Source organism: endosymbiont of Galathealinum brachiosum (assembly GCA_003349885.1).
Lineage (GTDB): Bacteria > Pseudomonadota > Gammaproteobacteria > SZUA-229 > SZUA-229 > SZUA-229.
In genome coordinates this window covers 649,893-673,769 of sequence record QFXC01000011.1, presented here as the reverse complement: position 1 = coordinate 673,769, position 23,877 = coordinate 649,893, and the positions used below count along the sequence as shown (strand labels likewise).

Genomic DNA, 23,877 nt, shown 5'->3' with positions numbered 1-23,877 from the left:
ACTACCCGAGTTACACTGGCATAAATTGCGCTCTGTCACTCAATCTGCTTTTGATATGGCTGAGTTTGCCGTTAAACTGGCTATCGGCCTGATTGGCATTATGGCGTTATGGCTCGGTTTAATGCAGATTGCTGAAAAAAGCGGCCTTATTAAACACATGGTTAAAGTCGTTCAACCACTTTTATACTGGTTATTTCCAGGCATCCCAAAAGACCACCCGGCTTTTGGCAGCATTAGTATGAACATGGCAGCTAATGTTCTCGGGCTTGGAAATGCGGCAACCCCTCTCGGTATTAAAGCCATGCAACAACTGCAAACGTTAAATCCTGATAAAAGCAAAGCCAGTGATGAGATGTGCATGTTTCTGGCATTAAACACATCAAGCGTACAATTGCTGCCTCCAGTCACCTTAATTGCGCTTATGGGCACACAGGTCTCTGATTTAATCGTCCCCATTATTCTTGCGACCAGTTGCTCAACTCTTACAGCTGTGATCGTTGCAAAATTCTACGCTCGTCGCAATAAAAAAGGGGCTAATACATGCAACAGTTAACCAGCCTCATCATACCCCTGCTTATTTTACTCATCATCAGTTATGGCCTGATAAAACGTATTGCCGTATATGAAGAATTCGTAGAGGGTGCAAAAGAAGGCTTTACAATTGCCGTCAATATCATCCCTTATCTGGTCGCCATGTTATTCGCCATTGCTATATTTCGTGCAAGCGGTGCTCTGGATTTTATTCTTACCTTATTAACCCCCCTGGCCACTTTTTTAGGTTTTCCAGCCGAAGTAATACCCATGGGGCTTATGCGCCCTCTTACTGGCAGCGGCTCAGTAGGCGTACTTGCTGAACTGATTAATACCCACGGTGACGATTCTATAATTGTTAAAACCGCTGCTGTTATGTTTGGCTCTACCGAAACAACACTTTATGTACTGGCGGTTTATTTCGGTGCTGTAAAAATTAAAAATACTGCTTATGCAATACAGGCTGGCTTAATAGCTGATCTTGCTGGGTTTATCGCAGCAGTCACCGTAACCTGGTGGTACTTCTCATAGTTAACTTTATGTAATACTTAATAATCTGGTATATTCGTGCGTATAAATGAGAAGCAGACACAATGATACGCAAGCAATTATTTTTTAAAATTTCATTCATCTTGCTGGTAACACAGATATTTACCGCCTGCGATATTGATGTTGATAATAATGTACCCGGTGTTCCACCTGAAGGCCGCTTTGCAACTGTTGTAGCTAACCAGCATATTGATACTCCAAGCGTTGAGGTAGCCATCGCTATCTCTGACAATGGCTCACCCGTTAATCTCGTAGGCGGTGACGTGGTTCAGGCTAGCACTACGGAAGACCTGATACTGCTTCTCGATAACGGCATTTATAATGGTAGTTATGCTGCTAGTCTGGAGAATGATTTAAATTTAGATCAAATTGACTTTTTAATGGTTCACGCCCCGGTTGAAGCCAGACAGGGACGCTGGTTCCCCGCTGATATATTTAATATAGATCACGGTCCCGGTGAGCTTGTTGGTGCTTCTGCGACTATTACACTGCCACCTACACCTTTAAACATTTCCATCAGCGGCACTAATTTCTCATCCATTAGTGATACTTTTGACATCACATGGACTCCTGAATCTGCTGGCGACACAATGAGAGTTCGCTCGGCAATTAGCTGCACTGACGGTGATAGAACAAGCACTTACGGCACCTCTGCAACACTTGCCGATACATCAGATGATGGAACTGAAAACATAAGTATTGATCAGTTTATTTATGATATTAATGACGAAAATCTGAATGTTGATTTTATACTTGATGAATCGCGAGCAGCATTACAGGAGTTACTGATAAAATTAAGTAATGGCGAGCCCGTTGATGAGTTCTTTAATTATTTCCCCGTTATAAACCCTATAAACAGCCCATGTGAGATTCAACTGTTTCTGTTTCGCGAAAGACAGGGGGCTTTTGATTCTCCAACAACTAACGGAAACATTTTTGGCAGCCGTAGCGCTGACATCACAATTACCTACACACCAAACTAAACATGATATATTTTTAAAATGTTAAATCTATTAAAATTCATATTTGTTATAACCTGTTTACTGCTGTCAAAGATGTCATACGCTGAAGACATGTTTGTAGATACCAATATTCTTTACACTATTCCGGACGCGGGTGGATCTGATGATTTTCATACGGGTAAAATTATTCACATTAATTACAACTACTATTACCTTCCCTGGTTAGCGGTAACCTCTGGTGCTTTCTTTAGTGAAGAAATTTTTGATGAACCCAGAACGGATATTGTTGGCACTTATCAGGCCAGCGTAAAAACCTATGGTGTAACAATAGGGTTACGTCCAGAGTATACATTTTCTAAACGCAATAAAATTTATGGCAAAGCCGGGATTCTTTTATACGATACAAAATTAAATGTTCAGGAATTTTTTGAAGCAGGGTCACCAGGTGGAACCAGCTCTGATTCAACAGATGGCGATGGTTACTTTCTGGCTATTGGCTGGGCCCACTCTTTTACAGATAAGGTTTCTTTTCAACTTGAACTTAACTCTCAAGTGCAACTAGATTTGTTTGATGGTGAAACAAGTGCTGATAATGTTTTTGATTTAACCAATTCTGGCTTTAGTGTTGGGTTAGCTTATGCTTTCTAACAAAATATTAAGCGTACTTTTATATGTCAGTGTTTTTCACCTGTCAACGACTGACACTGCTCTTGCAGATATTGATGAAGTATATAGATTATCTGTAGGTACTAACATATCAAATTACAATTCGGATATTACATTAAATTCGTCTAGTGGATCTTTCGATAAAACTATCAGTTTTGAGGATGACCTTGGTATGACCAATCAGGTTAATTCAAGCTGGATAAGTGCACGCTACAGAGTTGGTGACCTGCACCATATAAGGTTTACCTATATACCCATTAGTCGCACATCGTTAACACAAAGTGTTAACGACATTATTATCGATGATACAACTATAAAAGCGGGCGCTTCGATATCAACAAAAACAAAATCAGATATTATCGACTTTAGTTATATTTATAACTTTCATAAAACACCCCAACTGGAAATTGGATTTTCAGCCGGTATTTACTGGCTACTCAATAATACTCAAGTTCTAGCTGCGGGTGAAGTTCAGGCAGAAGGTGATGATGAAGTTGTATTTAAATCGGACTTTTCTTCTGAACAGAAACTTCAGGCACCTATGCCTCTGATTGGACTTTCAGTTAATTACGAAATAATGCCTTCCTGGCGCACTCATGCATCATTTCGTTACCTTGATGTTCTGGTTAATGACATAAGTGGTCGTATATTAAGTTTAGAAGCAGGCACTGAATATTATTTCAATAACAACTGGGGAATAGGTGTTTCAATCGCAACCTTTGAACTTGATGTTGAAGCAATAGGCATTATTGGTAGCACCGCACTTGGCTGGTCTCATGACGGTGTTCAAATTTATGCTACATTTAAGTATTAAATAAAAACTGTAGCTATCAAACTCTTTTCCTTATTATATATCGCGATTCACTGGTGCAGGTTCTCACAATGAAATAATTTGATATATGACTTAGATATGAAATTAGATAGAACTCAGAGTTGAGAATACCGCCTGGCATGTTTCTGTCGGCTCAACCTCTACCCGATAAAAAATGTAAAGTTTGAAATTTCGATAGATTATGATTAAATTCAGTTAAACATCTAAAAGGGACACCTAAAATGAATCTTAACAAAACAGATAGTTTTTATAAAATTTTACTGGGATGTATATTAATCACTTCTCCTGTTAGTTTATTTGCAAACAGCCCGGTGAAGTCGGTTGATAGCGCTGGTAATGTCACCTACTCTGACAAACCTGTAGCCGGTGCTCAGGCTGTTACGAAAGTACCAATAAAAGCAGGCCCCAGCGCAAGTGAAATTGATGCTGCACAGCAGCAGGCCCGGAAAAACATAAATCAGGCTGAAAAAATTGACTTAACCCCTGAGCCAAAAGCAAAAAAACAGGCTCCGAATAAAACAGCATCTGAAGAAGATAGACCAGTCATTAACGCAGGCGGATCAAACCGCAAATACGGAACAAAACCTGTACCTCGTCCACCGATTAATCGCCCCGGCATTAACCCTCCGCCCTCTAACATGCCTGCAAGACCCAGAGCGGGTGGACGCCGTTAAAAACAATACTAATGCATCTTCTTTCTTAACGTCTTCGCCCACTCGGCATTCGAGCCGGGCGGCCCATACCACCTGACGGTCTGGGTCTGGTCGATGGCAGTTTAGCCGGACGATCAGGTTTAACAGGTCTATTTGGCCTATCAGGGCGGCCGGGGGATCCGTAACAACATCCTCGGTATCCATAATTATAATACGGATAACCATAGCCCCCATAAACCGCACTAACATGAACTGAACCGGATGCAGATCCTGACGTTCCGCAACCATTTAATAACAAAACCGCCAGAAGTGTGAATAGTAATTTAAAACTGCGCATCATAACTTACAGCTCCTCTTTAACAGTTTCAGTAGAAACATTCTTTGATGCCCAGCGCTGAATCAACAAAAGCGCCCCTGTAGGGTCACTAATTAAAGCGATATCCCCGTTTCCGGGTGCCTCTTCAGGCGTTATCCAGACAACACCCCCAAGCTCTTCAACACGCTGAACGATTAACTCCGGGTCTACAACTCTAATAACGGGCACCCAGAGCATATGTTTCACATCGTCAGCTACATGACGTATTCCTGCACGCCACTTTTTCTGACTTTTAAATACATCATAACCTTCACCTAAAACAGTCTCATCGTACCCCAGCACACGCTGATAAAATAACTCCAGTTTCTCAGCATCATTGGTCCATAACTCGTCCCACAACCAGTCACCTATAGCTGCTTCAACATCAACCGGGTCTCCGCCTTTTGCTTTCAGCAATACAAGATCAGCACGTTGCGGATCACTAATTAAAACAGCTTCACCTCGTCTCTGCATTTCAACTGGGCCTTTTAAAATTTTTCCACCATTTGCTTCTACTCTGTTAATAGCAGCTTTTACATCCGTCACTGATACTGAAGGTAACCAGACTCCTTCTCTGGCAAATTCATCTGTTGATTCAAGCTGTAATATACCCGCAATCAGTTTATTGCCATTACGTACGACTGCGTATCTATCACGGTACTCAATTTGCCAGCCAAATAATTTTTCATAAAATCTTCCTGCCAACTTAAAATCGGGCGTAATTAAATCATGCCAGACAAATTTTCCGGGATATCTTTTACCACTCGGCTTTTCTGTTATCGCAACCTGTGCCATTTCGGCACCGCCTTGCGATAAATCTGTAAAACTGGCACAACCGTTTAGACCTGTTACAACTGTAACCAACAAACCTAAGAAACTTACTGATAAACGCATTACAACAACCCATCCATTTTGTAGTTTAGTGATATTGCTCGAATCATAACGTTTACGTTAGTTAAAAACACCTATATAACCTTCTTTGCTCATACTAACTTCGACAGAGTGATTTTAATCATTTAAAAAAAGATTGATATTTGCTACATTATCCGAAAATATAAATGATTATGACTTCAATATGAAAAAAATACTCGCTTTCCTGATTTTTACTTTAATATCTTCCCAGCCAATGGCTGAAGGGACTGAGATTAACATATTCAGCGGCTATAGAACGGGAGGGGAACTGGAAAATGCCAATACAGGCAATAAGGTTTCTCTTGATGAAACAGACAGTTACGGCATTATTATCGGTACTGATTACGGCCCTGAACATGTAATGGAATTTTTATACTCATTTCAGAATTCCGACCTCTACGATACAAACACAGCACCCCAAACAAAATTAGCTAACATAGATGTTGAGTATTTTCAGGTGGGTGGAAGCCAGATATGGGTAGAGGAAAAAGTAGATAAATTTTTTGGCGCTACACTAGGCGCTATACATTTAGATCCGAATGACTCATCCCTGTCATCTAAATCACGCTTTGCCATGAGCCTGGGAGGTGGTGTGGTTTATAAAATCACCAGATACATTGGTTTAAGATTTGAGTTTCGCGCATACTTTTCTTCATTAGGCAGCACCGAAACATTCTGCGGTAGCGGTGGACAGTGCGTCGTGACTGGCAGTGGCTTTATGAGACAATATGATGTTAATGCCGGCTTACGATTTCGGTTTTAAATAACCACCAGATTAAGCTGAATTACTTTTACTTATAAAATTTTTTTAAAAAGCCCATAAAAGGAAAATTATGAAAACATTCTTAACCGCTCTAACTTTAGTTTTATTCATCTCACTTAATGGCTGCTCAACTATGGGCTCATCCGCTTCAAACAATGACATTAAATTTGAAACTGAAATAGATCCGAAAGCCAATTTCAAAGGTTATAAAACTTATTCATGGATGGGTTCAGCTTCTATTATGAATGACCCAACCGCTCAATGGAAAGCGCCGGGCTTTGATGCCAATGCTGAAATTAAATTTCTTATTGATAGCCAGTTACGCTCTAAAGGCATGACTGAAGCAGCCCGTAAACCTGATGTAATTATTGGTTATGCACTGGGCATTAATATGACTAACATTGAATACAAGTCAAACCCAGACAAGTCATTTAAAACACTTGAAGCAGCTCCAAAAGGCGCGCTGGTTATCTTAATGATAGACGCAGATACAGGTGTTGTTATCTGGGCAAGCACGGCAAAAGCAGACATACAGGGTAATACCGGAGACACGGCAAAAAATCGTCTGGCTTACGCAGTTAAAAGTATGCTCGGCTCACTACCTAAATAAAAACATAATACAGAGCAATAATTTTATTGCTCTGTATTATGCTTAAATTTCACTTCACCTCTTAAGTAACCGGTTTTCTTTATTCCAGTTTTGACTAAATATTTTTAATAAGAGTAATTATTGATGTATAAAGGCATGAGTTTATTAAAGTTTTTCACCCACATAACATTCCTAAGCTTCTTCACGATTACAGCAATAGCTGACAACCTGATGTCTCTCAGTGACCGTAAGGATCGCTGGGAGTTATCATTTCAAACCCGTTATTTTGAGTCAATTGATTTAGAGTTTGAAGGTGGAGCAAGCGCCAGCCTCAATGAAGACATCAACTGGGCAATTGGTCTGGGATACAACTACTCCGAGCACTGGGCATTTAATTTTGATATGGGATGGGGTGATGCAGGTTATTCCGGTACTCGTATAGATGATAACGACACACCAGAATCAGTTTCAGGCAACATATATACCAGCAGTATGAATTTCGGTACCACCTATAATTTTCTTGCAAAACGCTTTACACCTTTTGTAGGCGCTTCCGTGGGCTGGACCTTTGTTGACACAAATATTCCCGACGGACTTCCGCAAACTGTTTGCTGGTACGACCCATGGTGGGGCTATGTATGCGACACATTTATACCCACAAAAACCACAACTGAACTAACTTATGGCGCTATTGCCGGTTTACGCTTTGACGTTAATGACCAATTATTTTTAAAAGGCAGCGCAGGAAAACAATGGATTGATTTTGGTAAGACAACCGGAAGCACACCTGACTTTATTATTTATAGATTAGATATTGGGGTTATGTTTTAGTTATTGTTTACAATTAAACAAACCAGTATTTTTACTAAAATATACTGGTTTGTTATAATTAATTCACTTAACTTCCGGCAAATCATCCGGGTTAGTTGAGAACTGTAATGTCTCATTTTCTTTTTCGTCACTCATCTCTTTCACGCCTCCACCGAAGTTAATCTTCCACTCAAGATTACTACGTGAATCCGCATAAGATAACGCCGTTTTAATATCTATTTTTCCATCTGAAAACAGTTGATACAATGACTGATCGAATGTTTGCATACCATCAGCTTCGCCTTTTTCCATTATTTCTTTTATTTCATGAAAATCGCCGCGACGAATCAATTCAGAAATATAAGGTGAATTAATTAATATTTCAATTGCAGCTACTCGCTTTCCCTTTAATCCCTCAACCAGCCTCTGAGATACAATGGCCTGCAAATTTAGAGAGAGATCCATCAAAATTTGATTACGCGCATCGGGTGGGAAAAAGCTTAAAATCCTATCTAATGTCTGATTCGCATTTACCGAGTGTAAAGTTGTTAAACATAAATGCCCAGTGTCAGCATATTGTATTGCTGCTTCCATGGTTTCACGGTCGCGCACTTCACCAATCATAATAACATCAGGCGCTTCTCGCATCGCCTCCCTTAATGCATTTTCATATGACAGGGTATCAAGACCTACTTCTCGCTGACCAACAATGGACTTTTGATGATCAAACATATATTCAATAGGATCTTCTATAGTTAAAATATGCCCTGGCATATTCAGACTTCGGTGATTAATCATCGACGCCAGTGTTGTTGATTTACCTGATCCCGTCGCACCAACAACCAACACCAGGCCTTTTCGATTAAAAACCAGATCTTTTAACTTTGGAGGTAAATTTAATTTATCAAGCGTAGGCACATCCGATTTAATATATCGGATTACCATAGAGACTTCACCGCGCTGTGTATAAATATTGATACGGAAACGACCAATGTCTTTTAAAGACATACCCAGATTCATTTCCATGGTCGCTTCAAAACCCATTTTCTGGTTTTCATCCATAACACTGTAGGCAATTTCTTTTGTCATGCCCGGCTCTAATGGTGTTTTTCCAATAGGGTGCATTTTGCCTTCAATATTCATACTCACCGGCGCGCCGGTGGTAAAGAAAATATCGGAACCACCACGTTCGGCCATTAGTTTTAGATAGGGCTGCAAATTCAATTTAATTCAACTTTAGTTATTTTTAACGTAAAAGGTTTTTGTTATCAGAGACATCTTCTTCCATTTTAAGCCCTGACACTTCCTGCATTAGATCTGTATTTTTAGCGTCCTTACCTTTTAACTTAATACGCAATCTCAGGTCATTAATGGAATCTGCATTACGTAATGCATCTTCATATGTTATGTAACCTTCCTCATACAATTCAAACAACGCCTGATCAAATGTTATCATGCCATACTCATTAGACTTGCTCATAAGTTCTTTTATTTCATGAACATTTCCCTTAAATATTAAATCAGACATTAAGGGCGTATTCAGCATTATTTCTACAGCAGGGATACGACCCTCACCACCTTTCAATGGGACTAGTCTTTGAGAAATTAATGATTTAAGATTTAATGACAAGTCCATAAGCAACTGAGTACGTCGCTCTTCAGGGAAGAAGTTAATTATTCTATCAAGTGCCTGATTTGTACTATTAGCATGTAAAGTGGTTAAACATAAATGACCTGTTTCTGCAAAAGCAATTGCATATTCCATTGTTTCACGATCACGCACCTCTCCAATTAAAATAACATCTGGTGCCTGTCTTAATGTGTTTTTCAAGGCCACTTCATAGTTTTCTGTATCAACACCAACTTCTCGTTGAGTAACAATGCAGTTTCTATGCTGATGCACAAATTCAATAGGGTCTTCTATTGTAATAATATGTCCGAACGAATTTTCATTACGATAACCAATCATCGAAGCGAGTGAACTTGATTTACCTGAGCCTGTTGCTCCAACAAAGATAACCAGACCTCGCTTAGTCATGGCAATGTCCTGCAATACGGATGGTAAACTAAGCTCATCAAAACTTGGGATTTCAGAACGAATGACACGTAACACCATTCCCATTGAGCCACGCTGGGTAAATGCATTCACACGAAAACGTGAAACACCTGGCAAACTAATCGCAAAGTTGACTTCCTGCTCAGCTTCAAACATACCCAGTTGTTTGTCATTCATAATAGATCTAACCAGGGTTTGAGTGTGTGCCGGTGAAAGCGCCTGATTTGACAGGGGAGTCATTTTTCCATCAACTTTCATTGATGGTGCAGCACCCACTGTAATAAACAAATCAGAACCATCTTTCTGCACTAACATGCGCAATAAATCGTGCATGTATCGGATGGCCTTATCTCTATCCATTCCCAAACTCCAGTAATATTTTAATTATAAATGTCAGTTATCTATTTACTACGACAACCATTTTAAAAATCAAACTAACAACTCAGTCACTCAAAACTTACAGAGCGTCTTTATTAACTGCTTTTGTTTTAGCATCATCTTTAGTAATAATACCACGTTCAACCAACTCCTTTAGATTTTGATCTAATGTCTGCATCCCTATGCCCTGACCTGTTTGAATAGATGAGTACATTTGCGCTATTTTATTTTCTCGAATCAAATTACGAATTGCCGGCGTTCCAATCATAATTTCGTGTGCAGCCACACGACCACCACCAATTTTTTTCAGCAGCGTTTGCGCAATAACTGCACGTAATGACTCAGACAACATAGCTCGAACCATATCTTTTTCTGCTGCTGGAAACACATCAACAATACGATCGACTGTTTTTGCCGCTGAGCTGGTATGCAATGTACCAAACACCAGATGTCCGGTTTCTGCCGCTGATAATGCAAGACGTATGGTTTCAAGGTCACGCATCTCACCCACCAGAATAACATCAGGGTCTTCACGTAGTGCGGATCTCAACGCCTCACTAAACCCCATCGTATCTCTGTGAACTTCCCGCTGATTCATCAGGCACTTTTTACTTTCATGAACAAATTCAATCGGGTCTTCGATAGTTAGAATATGACCATAATCATTTTCGTTTACATGATTTACCATAGCTGCCAGAGTTGTAGACTTACCCGAGCCGGTTGGCCCGGTTACTAACACTATACCGCGAGGTGTATTCGATATATCCTCGAATATTTTTGGCGCACCCAGTTCTTCCAGTGTCAGAATTTTTGAAGGAATGGTACGAAATACAGCACCCGCCCCCCGATTATGATTGAACGCATTCACACGAAATCGAGCCAGACCAGGAATCTCGAAGGAAAAATCCACTTCCCAGTACTCTTCAAAGGTTTTTCGCTGCTTATCATTCATGATGTCATACACCATGGCGTGAATCTCTTCATGAGGCATCGCATCTATATTAATACGTCGCACATCACCATCAACACGTATCATGGGCGGCAGACCTGCCGACAGGTGTAAATCTGATGCGCCGTTTTTTACACCAAACGCCAATAATTGTGCAATATCCATTAATTCTCCCCTTAACACCCCACATTACTACGATGTAGAGCTCAGACCCTTTTATATTTGTGGCCTTTTTTGTTTAATCTGGTATGTATTATAAAACTACAATAGTATTCCTATTTATAGTCAATAAATTAGCAGGCTTCAATCAAATGACCAAAACGTCTTCCAACTCGTCCAATATTGCAGAGAATTTAACTCAAATCCAGCTTAATATTTCAGAATATTGTCTAAAATATCAACGTAATCCACAAGATGTGAAATTACTCGCGGTAAGTAAAACAAAACCTGCAGAGGATATTCGCAAGGCATTTGATGCAGGGCAAACCTGTTTTGGTGAAAACTATCTTCAGGAATCAATCAGCAAAATACACGAATTGAGCGATATTGATATCGAATGGCACTTTATTGGAGCCATCCAGTCTAATAAAACACGTGAACTTGCCGAAAACTTTGCATGGGTACACAGTGTTGATCGACTTAAAATTGCAAAAAGGCTGAGTAATCAACGGCCAGATGCACTCCCCCCTTTAAATATCTGCCTGCAGGTCAATATTAGTGAAGAGGAATCAAAATCCGGCTTCACAATAAACGAGATTGAAACTGTAGTTGATGAAGTTATAGCTTTACCCAATTTAAACCTGCGAGGCCTGATGGCCATCCCTGCCAAATCCGAAAACCTGCAAGCACAACGCAAAGCTTTTGCTGAAATGAAATCACTTCTTCAAATATTACAAACAAAACACCCGCAAATTAATACTTTATCAATGGGTATGACGGGAGATATGGAAGCAGCTATAGCAGAAGGCAGTACAATGATTAGAATTGGCACTGCAATTTTTGGTGCCAGAAACGTTGTGGGGTTATAATGAAATAATTATTAATCCTGAAGTGGTCTTTTTCAGTTTAAATTACTGGTAAAAATGCGTGCTGCTGTAGAACATCTCCTTCGGGGATGGATATGAGCCATAACAGGGCAAAAAACTTCTACGTCTGACTAAAAACAAACTATTAATAAATTAATACCATAACAACCACAAACAAGAAAAATTATGACAAATCATATATGTTTTATCGGCGGCGGCAATATGGCTGGCAGTTTAATCAGCGGCCTGATTAGTAATCAATACCCGACTAATAAAATTACCGTTACCGACCCTGACCAGCAAAAGCTGGATCAGCTTAAACGTCAGTTTTCCATTAACACCGAAATCGATAACCTTAAAGCTGTTGAAGCTTCAGATGTAATCGTACTGGCAGTAAAACCACAGGTACTTAAAGTCGTTTGCGACAACATCAAAACTGCCACACTTAAAACAAAACCTCTATTGATCTCTATTGCTGCCGGTATACGCTCCACTGATATTGATCGCTGGTTAGGAGGTAATAACGCTTTAGTTCGCTGCATGCCCAATACACCGGCACTGATACAGGCTGGTGCTACCGGTTTATTCGCCAATACAAGTACCAGTGATAATCAAAAAAACATCGCTGATCAAATATTAAGTTCAGCGGGCATTACCCTTTGGGTAGATAACGAAGCACAACTCGATGCAGTGACAGCAGTCTCCGGTTCTGGACCGGCTTATTTCTTCCTGTTTCTGGAGGCCATGCAGGCAGCGGGAAAACAACTTGGACTGGATGAAAGCACCGCAGCAAAACTTGCAAAACAAACGGCCCTGGGTGCCGCACGTATGGCACTGGAAGGTGACGACGACCCGACAACACTACGAGAAAAAGTCACTTCAAAAGGTGGTACAACGGCGGCGGCTTTAGCATCATTTGAGAATAATAATTTCAACGACATAATCAACCAGGCACTCACTGCCGCACGAGATCGTGCAATTGAACTAGCGGATGAATTAGGAAAAGATTAATCATGAACCCATTTATATTTTTAATAGATATTTTATTTCAGCTATACGCGACTGCATTACTCATCAGGCTTTTATTACAATGGGTTCGTGCCGATTTTTATAATCCTGTTTCACAGTTTATTGTAAAAATAACTAACCCTCCTGTATTACCTTTACGAAAAGTCATTCCCGGTTTTGGTGGCATTGATGTTGCAACACTGTTACTCGCATTTTTAGTGCTGGCAATTAAAGCCATGCTGATATATCAGACAATTGAACCATTAACCGTAGGCCTTATTGCTCTTGGTGAAACACTTGTACTCGTTATAAGTATTTTCCTGTATTCAATTATAATTCAGGCCATTCTAAGCTGGGTAAACCCTGACCCTCACAATCCTGCTGTCGCACTACTGAACAGCCTGACATTCCCGATACTCAAACATTTTAGAAACCTTATTCCACCCATGAGTGGCATGGATATTTCACCTGTATTTGCGATTATTGCTTTAATGTTTGTACAGTATTCTGTTCGTTATATATTTGCTACGGTTTTTGGCATTAGCCTTTGAATAACGACTTTTACGAATGGAAAAATAAAGAGCTTATTTTGCGTGTAAAAGTACAACCTAAAGCAAGTAAAGATGAATTTTGTGAAGTGATGGGTAATTACCTGAAAATACGAATTACAGCACCTCCAGTAGACGGAAAGGCGAATCAGCATTTGATAAAAATTTTTAGCAAAAAATTTTAAAGTAAGTAAATCGCAGGTTGAACTGTTAAGCAGAGAAGCGTGTCGTGAAAAACGCTTTAGAATTTCCAAACCGAAGATTCTGCCTTCTTTTATATTAAATAATTTTTGATAAGCTGAAACAGATTTATTTCAATTTAAATTACTGATTAAAATGTGCACTGCTGTGGAACATCTCACTCGGGGATAGACCGCCGATTTTTGTCTCTCTGTCCCCTGTAGTAATTCCGATAAGTTTGGCAGAGTGATGAACTACTCTGTACAGTTCCTGTGGTATCAAAACAGGGGACAGACATCAAAAAGCAGATATCTTTCCCCGATGGATATGTTCCTTAGCATCGACTATCGACGCCCGCCTCCCCCTGAACGACTACCATTCATCTGACGACTCATAGATCCGCTACTCATTGATGGCGTTTGTGTCTGAAAATTGTTTCTGTAGTTGTATCTATTCTGGTTTTGCGCACGTTTTTGTGATTGCGAAGAGTCACCTGAATACTCATGTTCCTGCGCTTGAGTTTGTGTACGAGTACGGGTCATATCACCCTCTTCAGCAACCGCTGCACTCACCGACACAAACATTAATATCGCTACACTATAAGTTGATAATTTTTTAAAATTTTTCATAACATCTTCCTCTATTATTTATAAAGTTTACTTATTCGGTTAAAAATAAATTACATATTTATGCCTTCACCATTCCAGATGAAACTCCCCATTAAAATATTTCCTCCTATATAGGTTTTATCTACTTCCCAGGTATCAAGATCAATTCTGAAAAACACACCATCATGACTGGCTGCACTGTAAAAATATTTCATATCAAGACTCACACCCGATGTATGCGCCTGTGACTTGTAATCTGGTGATGCAGAATCTGCAACTACAATATTTCTAACTAACTCATGATTAATCGTATCAATTACACTCATATACGTAGCATTATGATTTGTAATAATGGCCTGATTACGCATCGGCAGGAATGTGGTATGCCCAGCACCAGAACCGGTTTCTGCCATTGCTTCAATCTGCATCGTGTTTTTATTAATTACAAACACATGACCTTCAGCTGAACCTATATAAATTAACTCACCATCCGGATGAAAATCAGCGTGATGTGAACCCATTTTTGTAACATCCAGATTTATCGGATCGTAATCATGCAGATCAACCTGCGCTGTTTGATGTAGTGAGTTTCTTCTAATGCTAAAACGAATCAAGCCGGGTGATATATTTTCTGCCTGGTTACCTTCAACCACTGCATAAAAAATGTTTTTATCTGCCAAATCCATAGTAGAAGCTGGTGGTTGAAAAATATGATGAATCGAAGTTGGTGTATCTAAAACTGATAACTTTTCACCTGCTCGATTCCATAACTGAATTTCACGTGCTGCACGATCAAGCATAAAAAAGTGATGGTCACTCACCCAGAGCGGATGCCCTGTTGATAAAGAACCACCAAAATCATGGGGTGTTGTTAATATATTTTCTCCTACAACCTGAGTAACCCTGTCCATATCTGTACGGATAATACTGGTCATGGCTTTATCACCGCCAGAAACAAGTGATAGCAATGTATTGGCATTAAAATTTGTTGAACGAGGCTTGTGCTCTAGCTCAATCAACCCGCTATTTTCAATAGTGTAATTATCAACTACCGTTAAAGATTCAGTTTTACGCGTCAATGCATAGGCTTTATTTGCACCCTGCTGATCAATCCCGTAAGGACCATCACCTGTATTTTCTACTGTTTTTAACAACTCCATATTATCAACATCAATGATGTAAACCCGGTTAGAGTCCCAATCACCGTAATAAGCCAGATTCTCTACCCCATAAACATTTTCTGTAATATACGCGTCCTGATTAACATAACCCGGCTGTCTATAACCAAATGGTCCATGGTGTTTATGAGCTGTTTGAAACTGGCTCAGATCTGCTGAATTTGTTTTTGATAAGTTTTCTGCATCATCAATTAGTTCACTGATTTCACTCACCGCATCTTCATTACATGCGCTCAAACCCAGCATCAACGTACCACTTAAACAAACAACCAAAAGCTGTCTGTTATGCGCGCTTATCAACCGACTTATCTGATTTTTAAATTTAACTGTTTTCATAATTTGTCCTGTTATTTACTGATCAAGTCACCTTAATCTCTATAAGTGGGAAATATTCCCACGATCTAAATAGATTATGTGGTAATTATTCCCACGTCAAGCTATACTCAACGGGAAACTGACCCAGATCAATAATCTGTGATCGGCTTAACAAACCACTCCTCGGGAAAAATAGAGACATAACCGCTATGAGTCAGAACGCTTATAACAAAACACAGGCTGCACTGGTTAAAGCAGTAATGATGCTTTGCAGGCCACTGGTTCGCCTGATGATAGAGAAAGGCATGACCTTTCCCCAGTTTCGCGATCTGATTAAAGAACTCTATGTAGATGTAGCTGATAAACAGTTTTCACTGGATGATAAAAAACCCAGTGACAGTCGAATTTTTGTACTTACCGGGGTACACCGAAAAGACATCAAACGAATTCGTCAAAACACTCAACAGGAAAAATCAACCATCACCAGCAGTGCTTCACTCAGTGGTGAAATTATTGCCAGATGGAGTGGTTTACCTGAATACCTCGATGAAAAAGGCAAACCCAGAATACTATCCAAAAACACAAATAATAATCAACCGGGTTTTGAACAGCTGGTTTCAGGTGTAAGCAAAGACGTCCGCCCCAAAGTCATTCTTGAAGAATGGCTACGCCTTAAAATTGTGCGATTAAAAGATGATGATATTGTGTTAAATAAATCTGCTTTTATAACCAATAAAGAATTTAAAGAGATGACATATTATCTCGGCCATCACATCCATGATCACATGGCTAGCTGTGTCAATAATATACTCGACGAACAAACGCCCATGTTGGAGCGCAGTGTTTATTATGCATCGCTAAGTAAAAACTCGGTGAAAAAGTTACGTAGTATTGCAGATAAAAAGGGCAATGAATTACTACAGAATTTAAATAAACAGGCATTAAAATTCCATGAAACAGACAAACATAAGGATGATGCCAATTATAGAATGCGACTAGGTATTTACTGGTATCAAGCTGAACTTAATGAAGACAGAGGAGCTGAAAAATGAAAGCACTTCGCCTGATTTTTAGCTTTTTACTTATTATCAGCATTACTGCCTGCACAATAACACCATTACAAATAAATGCGGGTAATGATGAAGACAGTGATATCGGACTCGGTGGTACTGGCTTATTAAGTAAGAATAATGAAGATAATGACAACGGCCTGGGTGGCACAGGAATTATCGGTAAAATAACAGGTTATGGCAGTATTTTTGTTAATGGTATTGAGATTGAATACAATGACAAAACTCCCTTCACTATTGATAGCAAACCCGGATCTATTAATCAGCTAAAAATTGGTGACATTGTTGAAGTCCTTACTTTAGACAAAAACAACCATACTCATGCCGTAAGCATTAATCTACGTCATGAAATCATAGGAAAGGTTGAAGAAACTAAAGCTGAAACATTTAGTTTTATTATTAACGGACAAACTATTATACAACCCATAGGTAGTGGTTCGTTACCGAGACCAGGAACAACCGTTGCAGTTTCCGGTTATCGCGTCAATGCTAAAACAATTGTATCAACTAGAGTAACGCCTTCTAGTGGCGAAAAGAATCTTGTAAGAATGAATATAGATTTACCCTTTGTCGGAAAAACACAAAACTGGTTAATACAAATGCATGCACAGGACAAAGCAGTTTTACGACTCAAGGGTTCTACTCACTCTCTCGATATAGATGACAATTCAATGACACCTGAAAATCACCTTAATATCAGAATTTTGAATATACAAAAATCGAACACCGATCAACTTAAACTTAAACAAACTATTAAACCTGACAATATACCTCTTGGCCGAAGCTCCATTAAACCTGAACGCTGGATGCAGCATAATAAAATGCTTCATCCCGTACAGGGTGAAGCATTTCAGATGTGGCAAAGAACAGGAACAGAAAACAAAAACAGGCAATCTGGTAACAGGAGAAAGTAAAGCTAGATTTTATTCAAAAAACATATATTAAAAATAATACCACGCATTTATATTACTTTCTAAATGCGTACACAGGCCATTTTATTTACGGCTAACTAAATATCCACGATAAGACATGAAATTAATTCGACATCAACAAATTTGTCGCTAAAAACAAACTCCATAATGCAAACAGTATCACCAGACCGCCGGCCAGATTTCTTACGGCCTGTTTTTGTACAAACTGTTTTAGGCGCTCTGCGAAAAACCCCATCGCCAGCAGGTTAGGCAAAGTTCCCAGACCAAAACTCAACATAAGCAATGCTCCTTGCTGAAAACTACCAGCTGATACTGACCACACCAGAACACTATAAACTAAACCGCAAGGTAACCATCCCCACAGCAACCCAAGCGCTAGAGCATGTATAGGCGTTTTAACCGGTAATAATTTTTGTGCAAAAGGCTGTATTTTTTGCCATACAACTGAGCCTGCTTTTTCAAGCCTGTGCAACCCCATCCACCAGCCCGAAATATACAAGCCCATCATTAACATAAAAACGCCAGCTAATAACTGCAATAAACCCTGCATGAATTGTATATCTGTCCAGATAGTAACCAGCCAGCCTAATGCCCCCATCAATCCACCGGCTATTGTATAACTGATTAACCGGCCAGAATTATAGGCAAGCAATAAATTAAACAATGCGGCAGTTCCCGTATTGTTATCACTTCGACTGGCAAAACTTAAAGCACCAACAATGCCACCGCACATGCCAACGCAATGCACTCCGCCCATTAATCCAACGGTAAATGCTGTTATATAAGTAAATTCATGCATTTTTCTTAAACTTTTTAATAAAAACCCTTGTATTACAGTGCAAAAGCACTAACAATCAGGTCATCGAATAATTAATTGTAATTATTCTTCCAATTGATGAAATTAAATAACTTTAGGAGCATCCTAGTATGGCGGTTAAAAAGAAAGCTGCAAAGAAAAAAGTAGCCAAAAAGAAAGTAGCAGCATCTGCTGTTAAAAAGCCACCAACCAAAAGTGAGATTCTGAATCATATTTCTGCTGAAACAGATCTGAGCCGTAAAGAAGTAACTGCGGTACTGGATAGTTTATCTGGTTTGATCGAGAAAAATATCAAGGCACGTGGACCCGGCTTCTTCACACTACCCGGTCTGTTAAAAATCAAAGTCATTAAGAAGCCTGCTACTAAAGCTCGTAAGGGAACTAACCCTTTCACTGGCGAAGAAATGATGTTTAAAGCAAAGCCTGCACGTAAAGTGGTTAAAGTATTACCACTTAAAGGCCTGAAAGATATGGTTTAAGCCCTGTCTTATGCTTTATCAAAACGGAGCTACGTGGCAATAAACATGTGTCATATGGCTCCGTTTTTGCTTTAATGACAAAAAAAACACTACAAAATGAACATTTGTTACATATTTATTATACATTTTCGAGACATAATAGGTATAAAAACCCCCTAAGCTATTTGGAACTGCTAACGCTACTCTCTATAATGCATTAAATATGAATACTCTGGCAGATAAATTACCCAAATCATTAAATCTCAGCGAAGTTAACCTGATAAAGTTAAATCGGGTATTTCCTCCTGTTTTCACAATTATTCTAATTATCGCCTGTAGTTACACCCTTTCACAAATTACCTGGTTATTAGTCCCGGGCGAAGAAGAACAATCTGCTCCCCGCAATTTCAAATCTGGCAATGCTAAAAAGCTGCAAAACAGAAATTATAATGAAATTACGAATGCGCATCTTTTTGGTGTTTTTCAGAAGAGCACAAGCAAACCCACTCAGACCATCGCTCCTGAAACCCGCTTAAATCTGGTTCTAAAAGGTGTACTTGCCACCAAACCAATGGAATATGGCAATGCCATTATAGCAATGGGGAAAAATGGCAAAGAAGAAACCTACTCAATAGGCGACAAGGTATCCAGTGCCACCGTAAAAGAAATATATGCTGACAGGGTTATTCTGGAGCGCAGCGGTAAACTTGAAACCCTTCGCATGCCGAAAGACAAAAGTGATAATTTGATCAAATCGGCTCCTCAATCAAGCACTAGACAATCAAAGCCTGCAACAGGCCCGGGCGCCGTACTTTCCGACATTCGTAAACAGATACTAAAAAATCCAACCTCATTTGGTAAATATGCTATTCCAGTACCTGTTAACAAAAATGGTCGTACAGTCGGCTATCGATTACAGCCTCAGGGAGATCGCTCGTTATTTGATGCTGTCGGTTTAGACCCTGACGATGTCATTATCGCGGTAAATGGGGTTGAACTAAATAACCCGACTAAGGGACTTAAAGCTTTACGTTCATTACAACGAGCAAAATCAATTGATTTAACCGTATTACGTAATGGTGCAGAACTGCCATTACATTTTGATATACCTTAAAGAGACAACTATTTTGAAATATCAGGGCACAAATTATAAACATATTCAGACAAAGTCTGGTCTTATACGATTATTTTTAATCTGTTGCATACTGGGCTCTGGTTTATTTACAACTCAGAATGTAATCGCCGTAGAAAATCAAATCACTCTGAATCTAAAACAGGCAGATATACGCGCATTAATCAGCACCGTTTCAAAATTCACGGGCAAAAACTTTGTCGTTGATCCGAGAGTTAAAGCAAAAGTAACCGTGGTGTCTTCTAACACCATGTCTGAGTCTGAAGTTTATGAAGTTTTTCTATCTGTTTTACAGGTACATGGATATGCGGCTGTCCCTGTCGGTAACATTATAAAAATTGTACCTCAGGTCAATGCGAAACAGGGACCATTACCCGTTGTACGTGGATCTAAAAACAGAGGTGATCAACTTATTACAAAGGTCATTACTCTTGATCATGTGCCCGCAGCTCAACTAGTACCCATTCTCCGACCTCTGGTTCCTCAGCAGGGACATCTTGCGGCTTATAACCCAACTAATACACTGATTGTTACCGATCATGCAGCAAATATAAAACGTCTGGTACAAATCATTCGCCACATCGATCGACCTGAAAGTGACGAGCTTGAAATCATTCCATTAAAACATGCCTCAGCTTCTGAGCTGGTACGTATACTTAATTCATTACAATCTGGTGGAATTGGTGCAAAGTCACCCTCTACTAAAAAAATAACCTTAGCTGCTGATGACCGCACAAATAGTATTTTAATGAGTGGTGAACGTTCCAGTCGATTAAAAATTCGCGCAACAATTGCCCATCTCGATACACCTTTGCAAAATGAAGCCGGTAATACACATGTTATTTATTTGAAGTATGCCAAAGCTAAAGACATTGTTACCATATTAACAGGTGTTCAAAAAAATCAGTCCAAAACAACCAAAAAGACCAGCAAAGCAATTACCTCTACAAAAAAAGCTGATGTGGACATACAGGCAGACGAAGCAACCAATTCATTAATAATAACCGCAGGCCCGGATGTTGTTCGTAGAATGAAATCCATTATACGTCAGTTAGATATTCGTCGTGCTCAGGTGCTGGTTGAATCGATTATTGCTGAAATTTCGAATAACACAGGTAAAGAATTTTCTTCACAGTTTGTCGTTGGACCACCTGAAGATAGCACCAGCGATAGCGTACCAATAGGTGTTGGTAACTTTGGTGGCGCGGGCGGCATAATTGGTTTATTCAGCGGTGATGCATCAACCATAGGTAGTTCAATTGGTGATGGCATTACCTTTGGTTTCGGCAGTGATGGCGGTACGCGTTTTGCTTTTTTACTCAAAGCACTTTCATCTGATGCGGCAACAAATATCTTATCAACACCCAGTGTTGTTACTCTGGATAACCAGGAAGCTACAATTGTAATTGCTCAAAATGTTCCTTTCCTTACCGGTTCATTTACAACTGCGGCAGATGGTGCATCCAATCCATTTCAAACGGTTGAACGTCAGGACGTTGGTATCACTCTTAAAGTAACTCCCCAGATAAATGACGGCAACACTATTAAACTTGAAATAGACCAGGAAGTTTCAAACGTTTCAGCAAGTGCTGCAGCAAATGGCGGAATTGTCACCAACAAACGTCAGATTACAACTTCTGTTCTGGTAGAAGACGGTGAGATATTAGTACTTGGTGGTTTAATTGATGATACGTTACGTGATACCGTTTCTAAAGTTCCTATCTTAGGTGATATCCCTCTACTTGGCTGGTTGTTCCGTTCACATACCACCTCAAAAGAAAAACAGAACCTGATGATATTTATGCGCCCCAGTATAATGCGTGATGCGGGAGCTGCTGCATATCACACCAATCAGAAATACAATTATTTACGCGCTCAACAAATAAGTGCTGGTGAAAATGGCTTTGGTTTATTAAAAGATGAAAAAAATCCTTTATTACCTCCGTTACAAAATCTGGTTGTACCAGAAGATGCATCCGACGAGAAACTGCGATCTCCACTAAATAAAACAGAAGCAGATAACAAGAACGAAACTTCTGAACTTGAAGACGAAGACTTTGAGTAATTTATCATCTAGTGAATCGGATGAGCCGTTAACCCCAAACATGGGCTTAACGGCTCAAAGTATTTCATATGCTTTTGCAAAACGTCATGGTGTTATGCTGGGTCAAATAGATGAAGATAAAGCACTGTTATTTTATCACGGCAATTTAAACCCTCAGGCAATTTCTGAAGTCCGACGCATAGCCGGTCGACCAGTTGAGTTATCCAGCATTAGCAACGAACAATTCGACGCCCTTCTTGCACAAACATACGAACAGAATTCTGATCAGGCTATGGCAATGATGGAAGGCGTGAGTGATGAACTTGACCTTGACCAGTTAGCCGAAACAATAGAACCCGAAGATCTATTAGAAGCTGAAGATGATGCACCTATAATCAAGTTAATAAATGCTGTATTAACAGAGGCAATAAAAATAAATGCTTCAGATATACACATTGAAGCATTTGAAAATAGAATGCGGATTCGCTTTCGTGTTGATGGTGTATTGCGTGAAATATTACAACCGCCAAAAAATATCGCACCTTTGGTTATTTCTCGTATTAAAGTAATGGCAAAACTTGATATAGCTGAAAAACGCTTACCACAGGACGGACGTATTTCTCTTAAAGTTGCTGGCAGGTCTGTTGATGTTCGTGTATCCACATTACCTTCCGGGCATGGTGAAAGAATTGTATTACGTTTATTAGATAAACAGGCTGGGCGTCTCGATTTACAACACCTGGGCATGTCTGATCATGACCGTGATCGTTTAAGTGATTTACTACATCATCCACACGGCATTATTTTAGTCACCGGTCCAACCGGATCAGGTAAAACGACAACGCTTTATGCGGGTCTTACCCGCCTGAATGATAATAGCCGTAATATTTTAACCGTAGAAGATCCCATCGAGTATTATCTAGATGGAATTGGTCAAACTCAGGTTAACAGTAAAATTGACATGTCTTTTGCCCGAGGTTTACGCGCCATTTTACGACAGGATCCGGATGTTGTAATGATTGGTGAAATACGTGATCTCGAAACCGCTTCTATTGCCGTTCAGGCAAGTTTAACCGGACATCTGGTATTATCAACACTGCATACAAACACCGCTATTGGTGCGGTTACACGCTTACGTGATATGGGTGTTGAGCCCTTTTTATTAGCATCAAGTTTAATTGGTGTATTAGCACAACGCCTTGTTAGACAACTTTGTCCACACTGCCGAGAAGCTCATACTGCAACAGAGAGTGAGTGCGAATGGTTAAGCATTAAATCTTCACAGGCTCCACAAATTTACACACCTAAAGGTTGTGATAAATGCAATCATCTTGGTTTCGGGGGGCGTACAGGTGTATATGAACTGATTCCTATTGACGACAGGTTACAACAGATGATTCACGATGGAGAAGGTGAACAGGCAATGGAAAAATATGCACGTGGATTTACATCAAGTTTGCGTACGGATGGAAAACGTCTGGTACTTGAAGGAACAACATCATTAGAAGAAGTTTTAAGAGTTTCCCGTGAAGACTAATTTTCAACAAACAACATCGT

Annotated in this window: 26 protein-coding genes and 1 pseudogene; 19 read left to right on the top strand and 8 right to left on the bottom strand. The window is 39.7% G+C overall.

From position 1 onward, the window contains the following. Positions 1-55 precede the first annotated feature (55 nt). The 6 genes from DIZ80_11555 (at position 56) to DIZ80_11530 (ending at position 4,214) form a co-directional block, all read left to right on the top strand. The gene (locus DIZ80_11555) at positions 56-553 is read left to right on the top strand and encodes a nucleoside recognition protein (GenBank protein ID RDH83163.1); all 498 of its coding nucleotides are present in this window, start codon (positions 56-58) and stop codon (positions 551-553) included. Further along, positions 541-1,062: a spore maturation protein gene (locus DIZ80_11550; GenBank protein ID RDH82896.1), complete on the top strand. Its 522-nt coding sequence runs from the start codon at positions 541-543 to the stop codon at positions 1,060-1,062. The genes DIZ80_11555 and DIZ80_11550 overlap by 13 nt, the downstream gene beginning before the upstream one ends. 62 nt (positions 1,063-1,124) lie before the next feature. Beyond that, on the top strand, positions 1,125-2,063 hold the full coding sequence (locus DIZ80_11545) for a hypothetical protein (protein ID RDH82895.1): 939 nt from the start codon (positions 1,125-1,127) through the stop codon (positions 2,061-2,063). An 18-nt stretch (positions 2,064-2,081) separates the two neighbouring features. Next, complete coding sequence (locus DIZ80_11540) at positions 2,082-2,690, top strand: hypothetical protein (protein RDH82894.1); 609 nt, start codon at positions 2,082-2,084, stop codon at positions 2,688-2,690. After that, on the top strand, positions 2,680-3,522 hold the full coding sequence (locus tag DIZ80_11535; GenBank protein RDH82893.1) for a hypothetical protein: 843 nt from the start codon (positions 2,680-2,682) through the stop codon (positions 3,520-3,522). Before DIZ80_11540 ends, DIZ80_11535 begins: the two co-directional genes overlap by 11 nt. A gap of 239 nt (positions 3,523-3,761) precedes the next feature. After that, a complete protein-coding gene (locus DIZ80_11530; GenBank protein RDH82892.1) occupies positions 3,762-4,214 on the top strand; it encodes a hypothetical protein in 453 nt (150 codons plus the stop codon). Positions 4,215-4,239: 25 nt separating this feature from the next. Here DIZ80_11530 and DIZ80_11525 read toward each other — a convergent pair whose 3' ends face one another. Together DIZ80_11525 and DIZ80_11520 are read right to left on the bottom strand one after the other, a co-directional pair. Next, positions 4,240-4,533, bottom strand: coding sequence for a hypothetical protein (locus tag DIZ80_11525; protein ID RDH82891.1), 294 nt, complete (start codon positions 4,531-4,533; stop codon positions 4,240-4,242). Positions 4,534-4,536: 3 nt separating this feature from the next. Further along, complete coding sequence (locus DIZ80_11520; protein RDH82890.1) at positions 4,537-5,442, bottom strand: hypothetical protein; 906 nt, start codon at positions 5,440-5,442, stop codon at positions 4,537-4,539. Between the two features lie 133 nt (positions 5,443-5,575). Here DIZ80_11520 and DIZ80_11515 point away from each other — a divergent pair, with 133 nt between their 5' ends. From DIZ80_11515 to DIZ80_11505, 3 genes are all read left to right on the top strand, one after another. Further along, complete coding sequence (locus DIZ80_11515) at positions 5,576-6,223, top strand: hypothetical protein (GenBank protein ID RDH82889.1); 648 nt, start codon at positions 5,576-5,578, stop codon at positions 6,221-6,223. A 70-nt stretch (positions 6,224-6,293) separates the two neighbouring features. Then, entirely contained in the window at positions 6,294-6,833 is a 540-nt protein-coding gene (locus tag DIZ80_11510) for a hypothetical protein (protein RDH82888.1), read from the top strand. Positions 6,834-6,956: 123 nt separating this feature from the next. After that, positions 6,957-7,643: a hypothetical protein gene (locus DIZ80_11505; GenBank protein RDH82887.1), complete on the top strand. Its 687-nt coding sequence runs from the start codon at positions 6,957-6,959 to the stop codon at positions 7,641-7,643. A 63-nt stretch (positions 7,644-7,706) separates the two neighbouring features. On the opposite strand, the gene DIZ80_11500 is transcribed toward DIZ80_11505, so the two are convergent. From DIZ80_11500 to DIZ80_11490, 3 genes are all read right to left on the bottom strand, one after another. Then, a complete protein-coding gene (locus tag DIZ80_11500) occupies positions 7,707-8,846 on the bottom strand; it encodes a type IV pili twitching motility protein PilT (protein ID RDH82886.1) in 1,140 nt (379 codons plus the stop codon). Positions 8,847-8,868: 22 nt separating this feature from the next. Further along, positions 8,869-10,011, bottom strand: a complete 1,143-nt coding sequence (locus tag DIZ80_11495) for a type IV pili twitching motility protein PilT (protein ID RDH83162.1) — start codon at positions 10,009-10,011, stop codon at positions 8,869-8,871. A gap of 124 nt (positions 10,012-10,135) precedes the next feature. Next, a complete protein-coding gene (locus DIZ80_11490; protein RDH82885.1) occupies positions 10,136-11,170 on the bottom strand; it encodes a twitching motility protein PilT in 1,035 nt (344 codons plus the stop codon). A 146-nt stretch (positions 11,171-11,316) separates the two neighbouring features. Between DIZ80_11490 and DIZ80_11485 the strand changes: the two genes are divergently transcribed. From DIZ80_11485 to DIZ80_11470, 4 genes and pseudogenes are all read left to right on the top strand, one after another. Then, positions 11,317-12,033 carry a YggS family pyridoxal phosphate-dependent enzyme gene (locus DIZ80_11485; GenBank protein RDH82884.1) on the top strand — a complete coding sequence of 239 codons (717 nt, stop codon included), beginning with the start codon at positions 11,317-11,319 and terminating at the stop codon, positions 12,031-12,033. Between the two features lie 180 nt (positions 12,034-12,213). Further along, on the top strand, positions 12,214-13,041 hold the full coding sequence (locus DIZ80_11480; protein RDH82883.1) for a pyrroline-5-carboxylate reductase: 828 nt from the start codon (positions 12,214-12,216) through the stop codon (positions 13,039-13,041). A 2-nt stretch (positions 13,042-13,043) separates the two neighbouring features. Next, entirely contained in the window at positions 13,044-13,589 is a 546-nt protein-coding gene (locus DIZ80_11475; protein RDH82882.1) for a YggT family protein, read from the top strand. 89 nt (positions 13,590-13,678) lie between these two features. Further along, positions 13,679-13,880, top strand: a pseudogene (locus DIZ80_11470) (hypothetical protein). A 230-nt stretch (positions 13,881-14,110) separates the two neighbouring features. Here the strand turns inward: DIZ80_11470 and DIZ80_11465 are convergent. Together DIZ80_11465 and DIZ80_11460 are read right to left on the bottom strand one after the other, a co-directional pair. Then, positions 14,111-14,395, bottom strand: a complete 285-nt coding sequence (locus tag DIZ80_11465) for a hypothetical protein (GenBank protein ID RDH82881.1) — start codon at positions 14,393-14,395, stop codon at positions 14,111-14,113. Positions 14,396-14,445: 50 nt separating this feature from the next. Next, complete coding sequence (locus tag DIZ80_11460; protein RDH82880.1) at positions 14,446-15,888, bottom strand: hypothetical protein; 1,443 nt, start codon at positions 15,886-15,888, stop codon at positions 14,446-14,448. A gap of 188 nt (positions 15,889-16,076) precedes the next feature. Here DIZ80_11460 and DIZ80_11455 point away from each other — a divergent pair, with 188 nt between their 5' ends. Both DIZ80_11455 and DIZ80_11450 read left to right on the top strand, forming a co-directional pair. Then, entirely contained in the window at positions 16,077-16,919 is an 843-nt protein-coding gene (locus DIZ80_11455; protein RDH82879.1) for a hypothetical protein, read from the top strand. Then, positions 16,916-17,851, top strand: a complete 936-nt coding sequence (locus DIZ80_11450) for a hypothetical protein (protein RDH82878.1) — start codon at positions 16,916-16,918, stop codon at positions 17,849-17,851. Before DIZ80_11455 ends, DIZ80_11450 begins: the two co-directional genes overlap by 4 nt. A 121-nt stretch (positions 17,852-17,972) precedes the next feature. Here DIZ80_11450 and DIZ80_11445 read toward each other — a convergent pair whose 3' ends face one another. After that, on the bottom strand, positions 17,973-18,668 hold the full coding sequence (locus DIZ80_11445; protein ID RDH82877.1) for a hypothetical protein: 696 nt from the start codon (positions 18,666-18,668) through the stop codon (positions 17,973-17,975). Between the two features lie 128 nt (positions 18,669-18,796). On the opposite strand from DIZ80_11445, the gene DIZ80_11440 reads away from it, so the two are divergent. The 4 genes from DIZ80_11440 (at position 18,797) to gspE (ending at position 23,857) form a co-directional block, all read left to right on the top strand. Further along, positions 18,797-19,165: a DNA-binding protein gene (locus tag DIZ80_11440; GenBank protein RDH82876.1), complete on the top strand. Its 369-nt coding sequence runs from the start codon at positions 18,797-18,799 to the stop codon at positions 19,163-19,165. 202 nt (positions 19,166-19,367) lie between these two features. Next, on the top strand, positions 19,368-20,258 hold the full coding sequence (gspC, locus tag DIZ80_11435) for a type II secretion system protein GspC (GenBank protein RDH82875.1): 891 nt from the start codon (positions 19,368-19,370) through the stop codon (positions 20,256-20,258). Next, on the top strand, positions 20,221-22,341 hold the full coding sequence (gene gspD / locus DIZ80_11430; GenBank protein RDH82874.1) for a type II secretion system protein GspD: 2,121 nt from the start codon (positions 20,221-20,223) through the stop codon (positions 22,339-22,341). The genes gspC and gspD overlap by 38 nt, the downstream gene beginning before the upstream one ends. A gap of 40 nt (positions 22,342-22,381) precedes the next feature. After that, positions 22,382-23,857: a type II secretion system protein GspE gene (gene gspE / locus DIZ80_11425; protein RDH83161.1), complete on the top strand. Its 1,476-nt coding sequence runs from the start codon at positions 22,382-22,384 to the stop codon at positions 23,855-23,857. Positions 23,858-23,877: the final 20 nt, after the last annotated feature.

Excerpts from the sequence above, each read along its gene's own strand:
- DIZ80_11465 (RDH82881.1), bottom strand. The coding sequence starts at position 14,395 with ATGAAAAATTTTAAAAAATTATCAACTTATAGTGTAGCGATATTAATG.
- DIZ80_11520 (RDH82890.1), bottom strand. The coding sequence starts at position 5,442 with ATGCGTTTATCAGTAAGTTTCTTAGGTTTGTTGGTTACAGTTGTAACA.
- DIZ80_11545 (RDH82895.1), top strand. The coding sequence starts at position 1,125 with ATGATACGCAAGCAATTATTTTTTAAAATTTCATTCATCTTGCTGGTA.
- DIZ80_11460 (RDH82880.1), bottom strand. The coding sequence starts at position 15,888 with ATGAAAACAGTTAAATTTAAAAATCAGATAAGTCGGTTGATAAGCGCG.
- DIZ80_11485 (RDH82884.1), top strand. The coding sequence starts at position 11,317 with ATGACCAAAACGTCTTCCAACTCGTCCAATATTGCAGAGAATTTAACT.
- DIZ80_11505 (RDH82887.1), top strand. The coding sequence starts at position 6,957 with ATGTATAAAGGCATGAGTTTATTAAAGTTTTTCACCCACATAACATTC.
- DIZ80_11525 (RDH82891.1), bottom strand. The coding sequence starts at position 4,533 with ATGATGCGCAGTTTTAAATTACTATTCACACTTCTGGCGGTTTTGTTA.
- gspE (RDH83161.1), top strand. The coding sequence starts at position 22,382 with ATGGGCTTAACGGCTCAAAGTATTTCATATGCTTTTGCAAAACGTCAT.
- DIZ80_11510 (RDH82888.1), top strand. The coding sequence starts at position 6,294 with ATGAAAACATTCTTAACCGCTCTAACTTTAGTTTTATTCATCTCACTT.
- DIZ80_11555 (RDH83163.1), top strand. The coding sequence starts at position 56 with ATGGCTGAGTTTGCCGTTAAACTGGCTATCGGCCTGATTGGCATTATG.
- DIZ80_11535 (RDH82893.1), top strand. The coding sequence starts at position 2,680 with ATGCTTTCTAACAAAATATTAAGCGTACTTTTATATGTCAGTGTTTTT.
- gspC (RDH82875.1), top strand. The coding sequence starts at position 19,368 with ATGAATACTCTGGCAGATAAATTACCCAAATCATTAAATCTCAGCGAA.
- DIZ80_11490 (RDH82885.1), bottom strand. The coding sequence starts at position 11,170 with ATGGATATTGCACAATTATTGGCGTTTGGTGTAAAAAACGGCGCATCA.
- gspD (RDH82874.1), top strand. The coding sequence starts at position 20,221 with ATGGTGCAGAACTGCCATTACATTTTGATATACCTTAAAGAGACAACT.
- DIZ80_11540 (RDH82894.1), top strand. The coding sequence starts at position 2,082 with ATGTTAAATCTATTAAAATTCATATTTGTTATAACCTGTTTACTGCTG.
- DIZ80_11445 (RDH82877.1), bottom strand. The coding sequence starts at position 18,668 with ATGCATGAATTTACTTATATAACAGCATTTACCGTTGGATTAATGGGC.
- DIZ80_11550 (RDH82896.1), top strand. The coding sequence starts at position 541 with ATGCAACAGTTAACCAGCCTCATCATACCCCTGCTTATTTTACTCATC.
- DIZ80_11495 (RDH83162.1), bottom strand. The coding sequence starts at position 10,011 with ATGCACGATTTATTGCGCATGTTAGTGCAGAAAGATGGTTCTGATTTG.
- DIZ80_11450 (RDH82878.1), top strand. The coding sequence starts at position 16,916 with ATGAAAGCACTTCGCCTGATTTTTAGCTTTTTACTTATTATCAGCATT.
- DIZ80_11475 (RDH82882.1), top strand. The coding sequence starts at position 13,044 with ATGAACCCATTTATATTTTTAATAGATATTTTATTTCAGCTATACGCG.
- DIZ80_11455 (RDH82879.1), top strand. The coding sequence starts at position 16,077 with ATGAGTCAGAACGCTTATAACAAAACACAGGCTGCACTGGTTAAAGCA.
- DIZ80_11440 (RDH82876.1), top strand. The coding sequence starts at position 18,797 with ATGGCGGTTAAAAAGAAAGCTGCAAAGAAAAAAGTAGCCAAAAAGAAA.
- DIZ80_11530 (RDH82892.1), top strand. The coding sequence starts at position 3,762 with ATGAATCTTAACAAAACAGATAGTTTTTATAAAATTTTACTGGGATGT.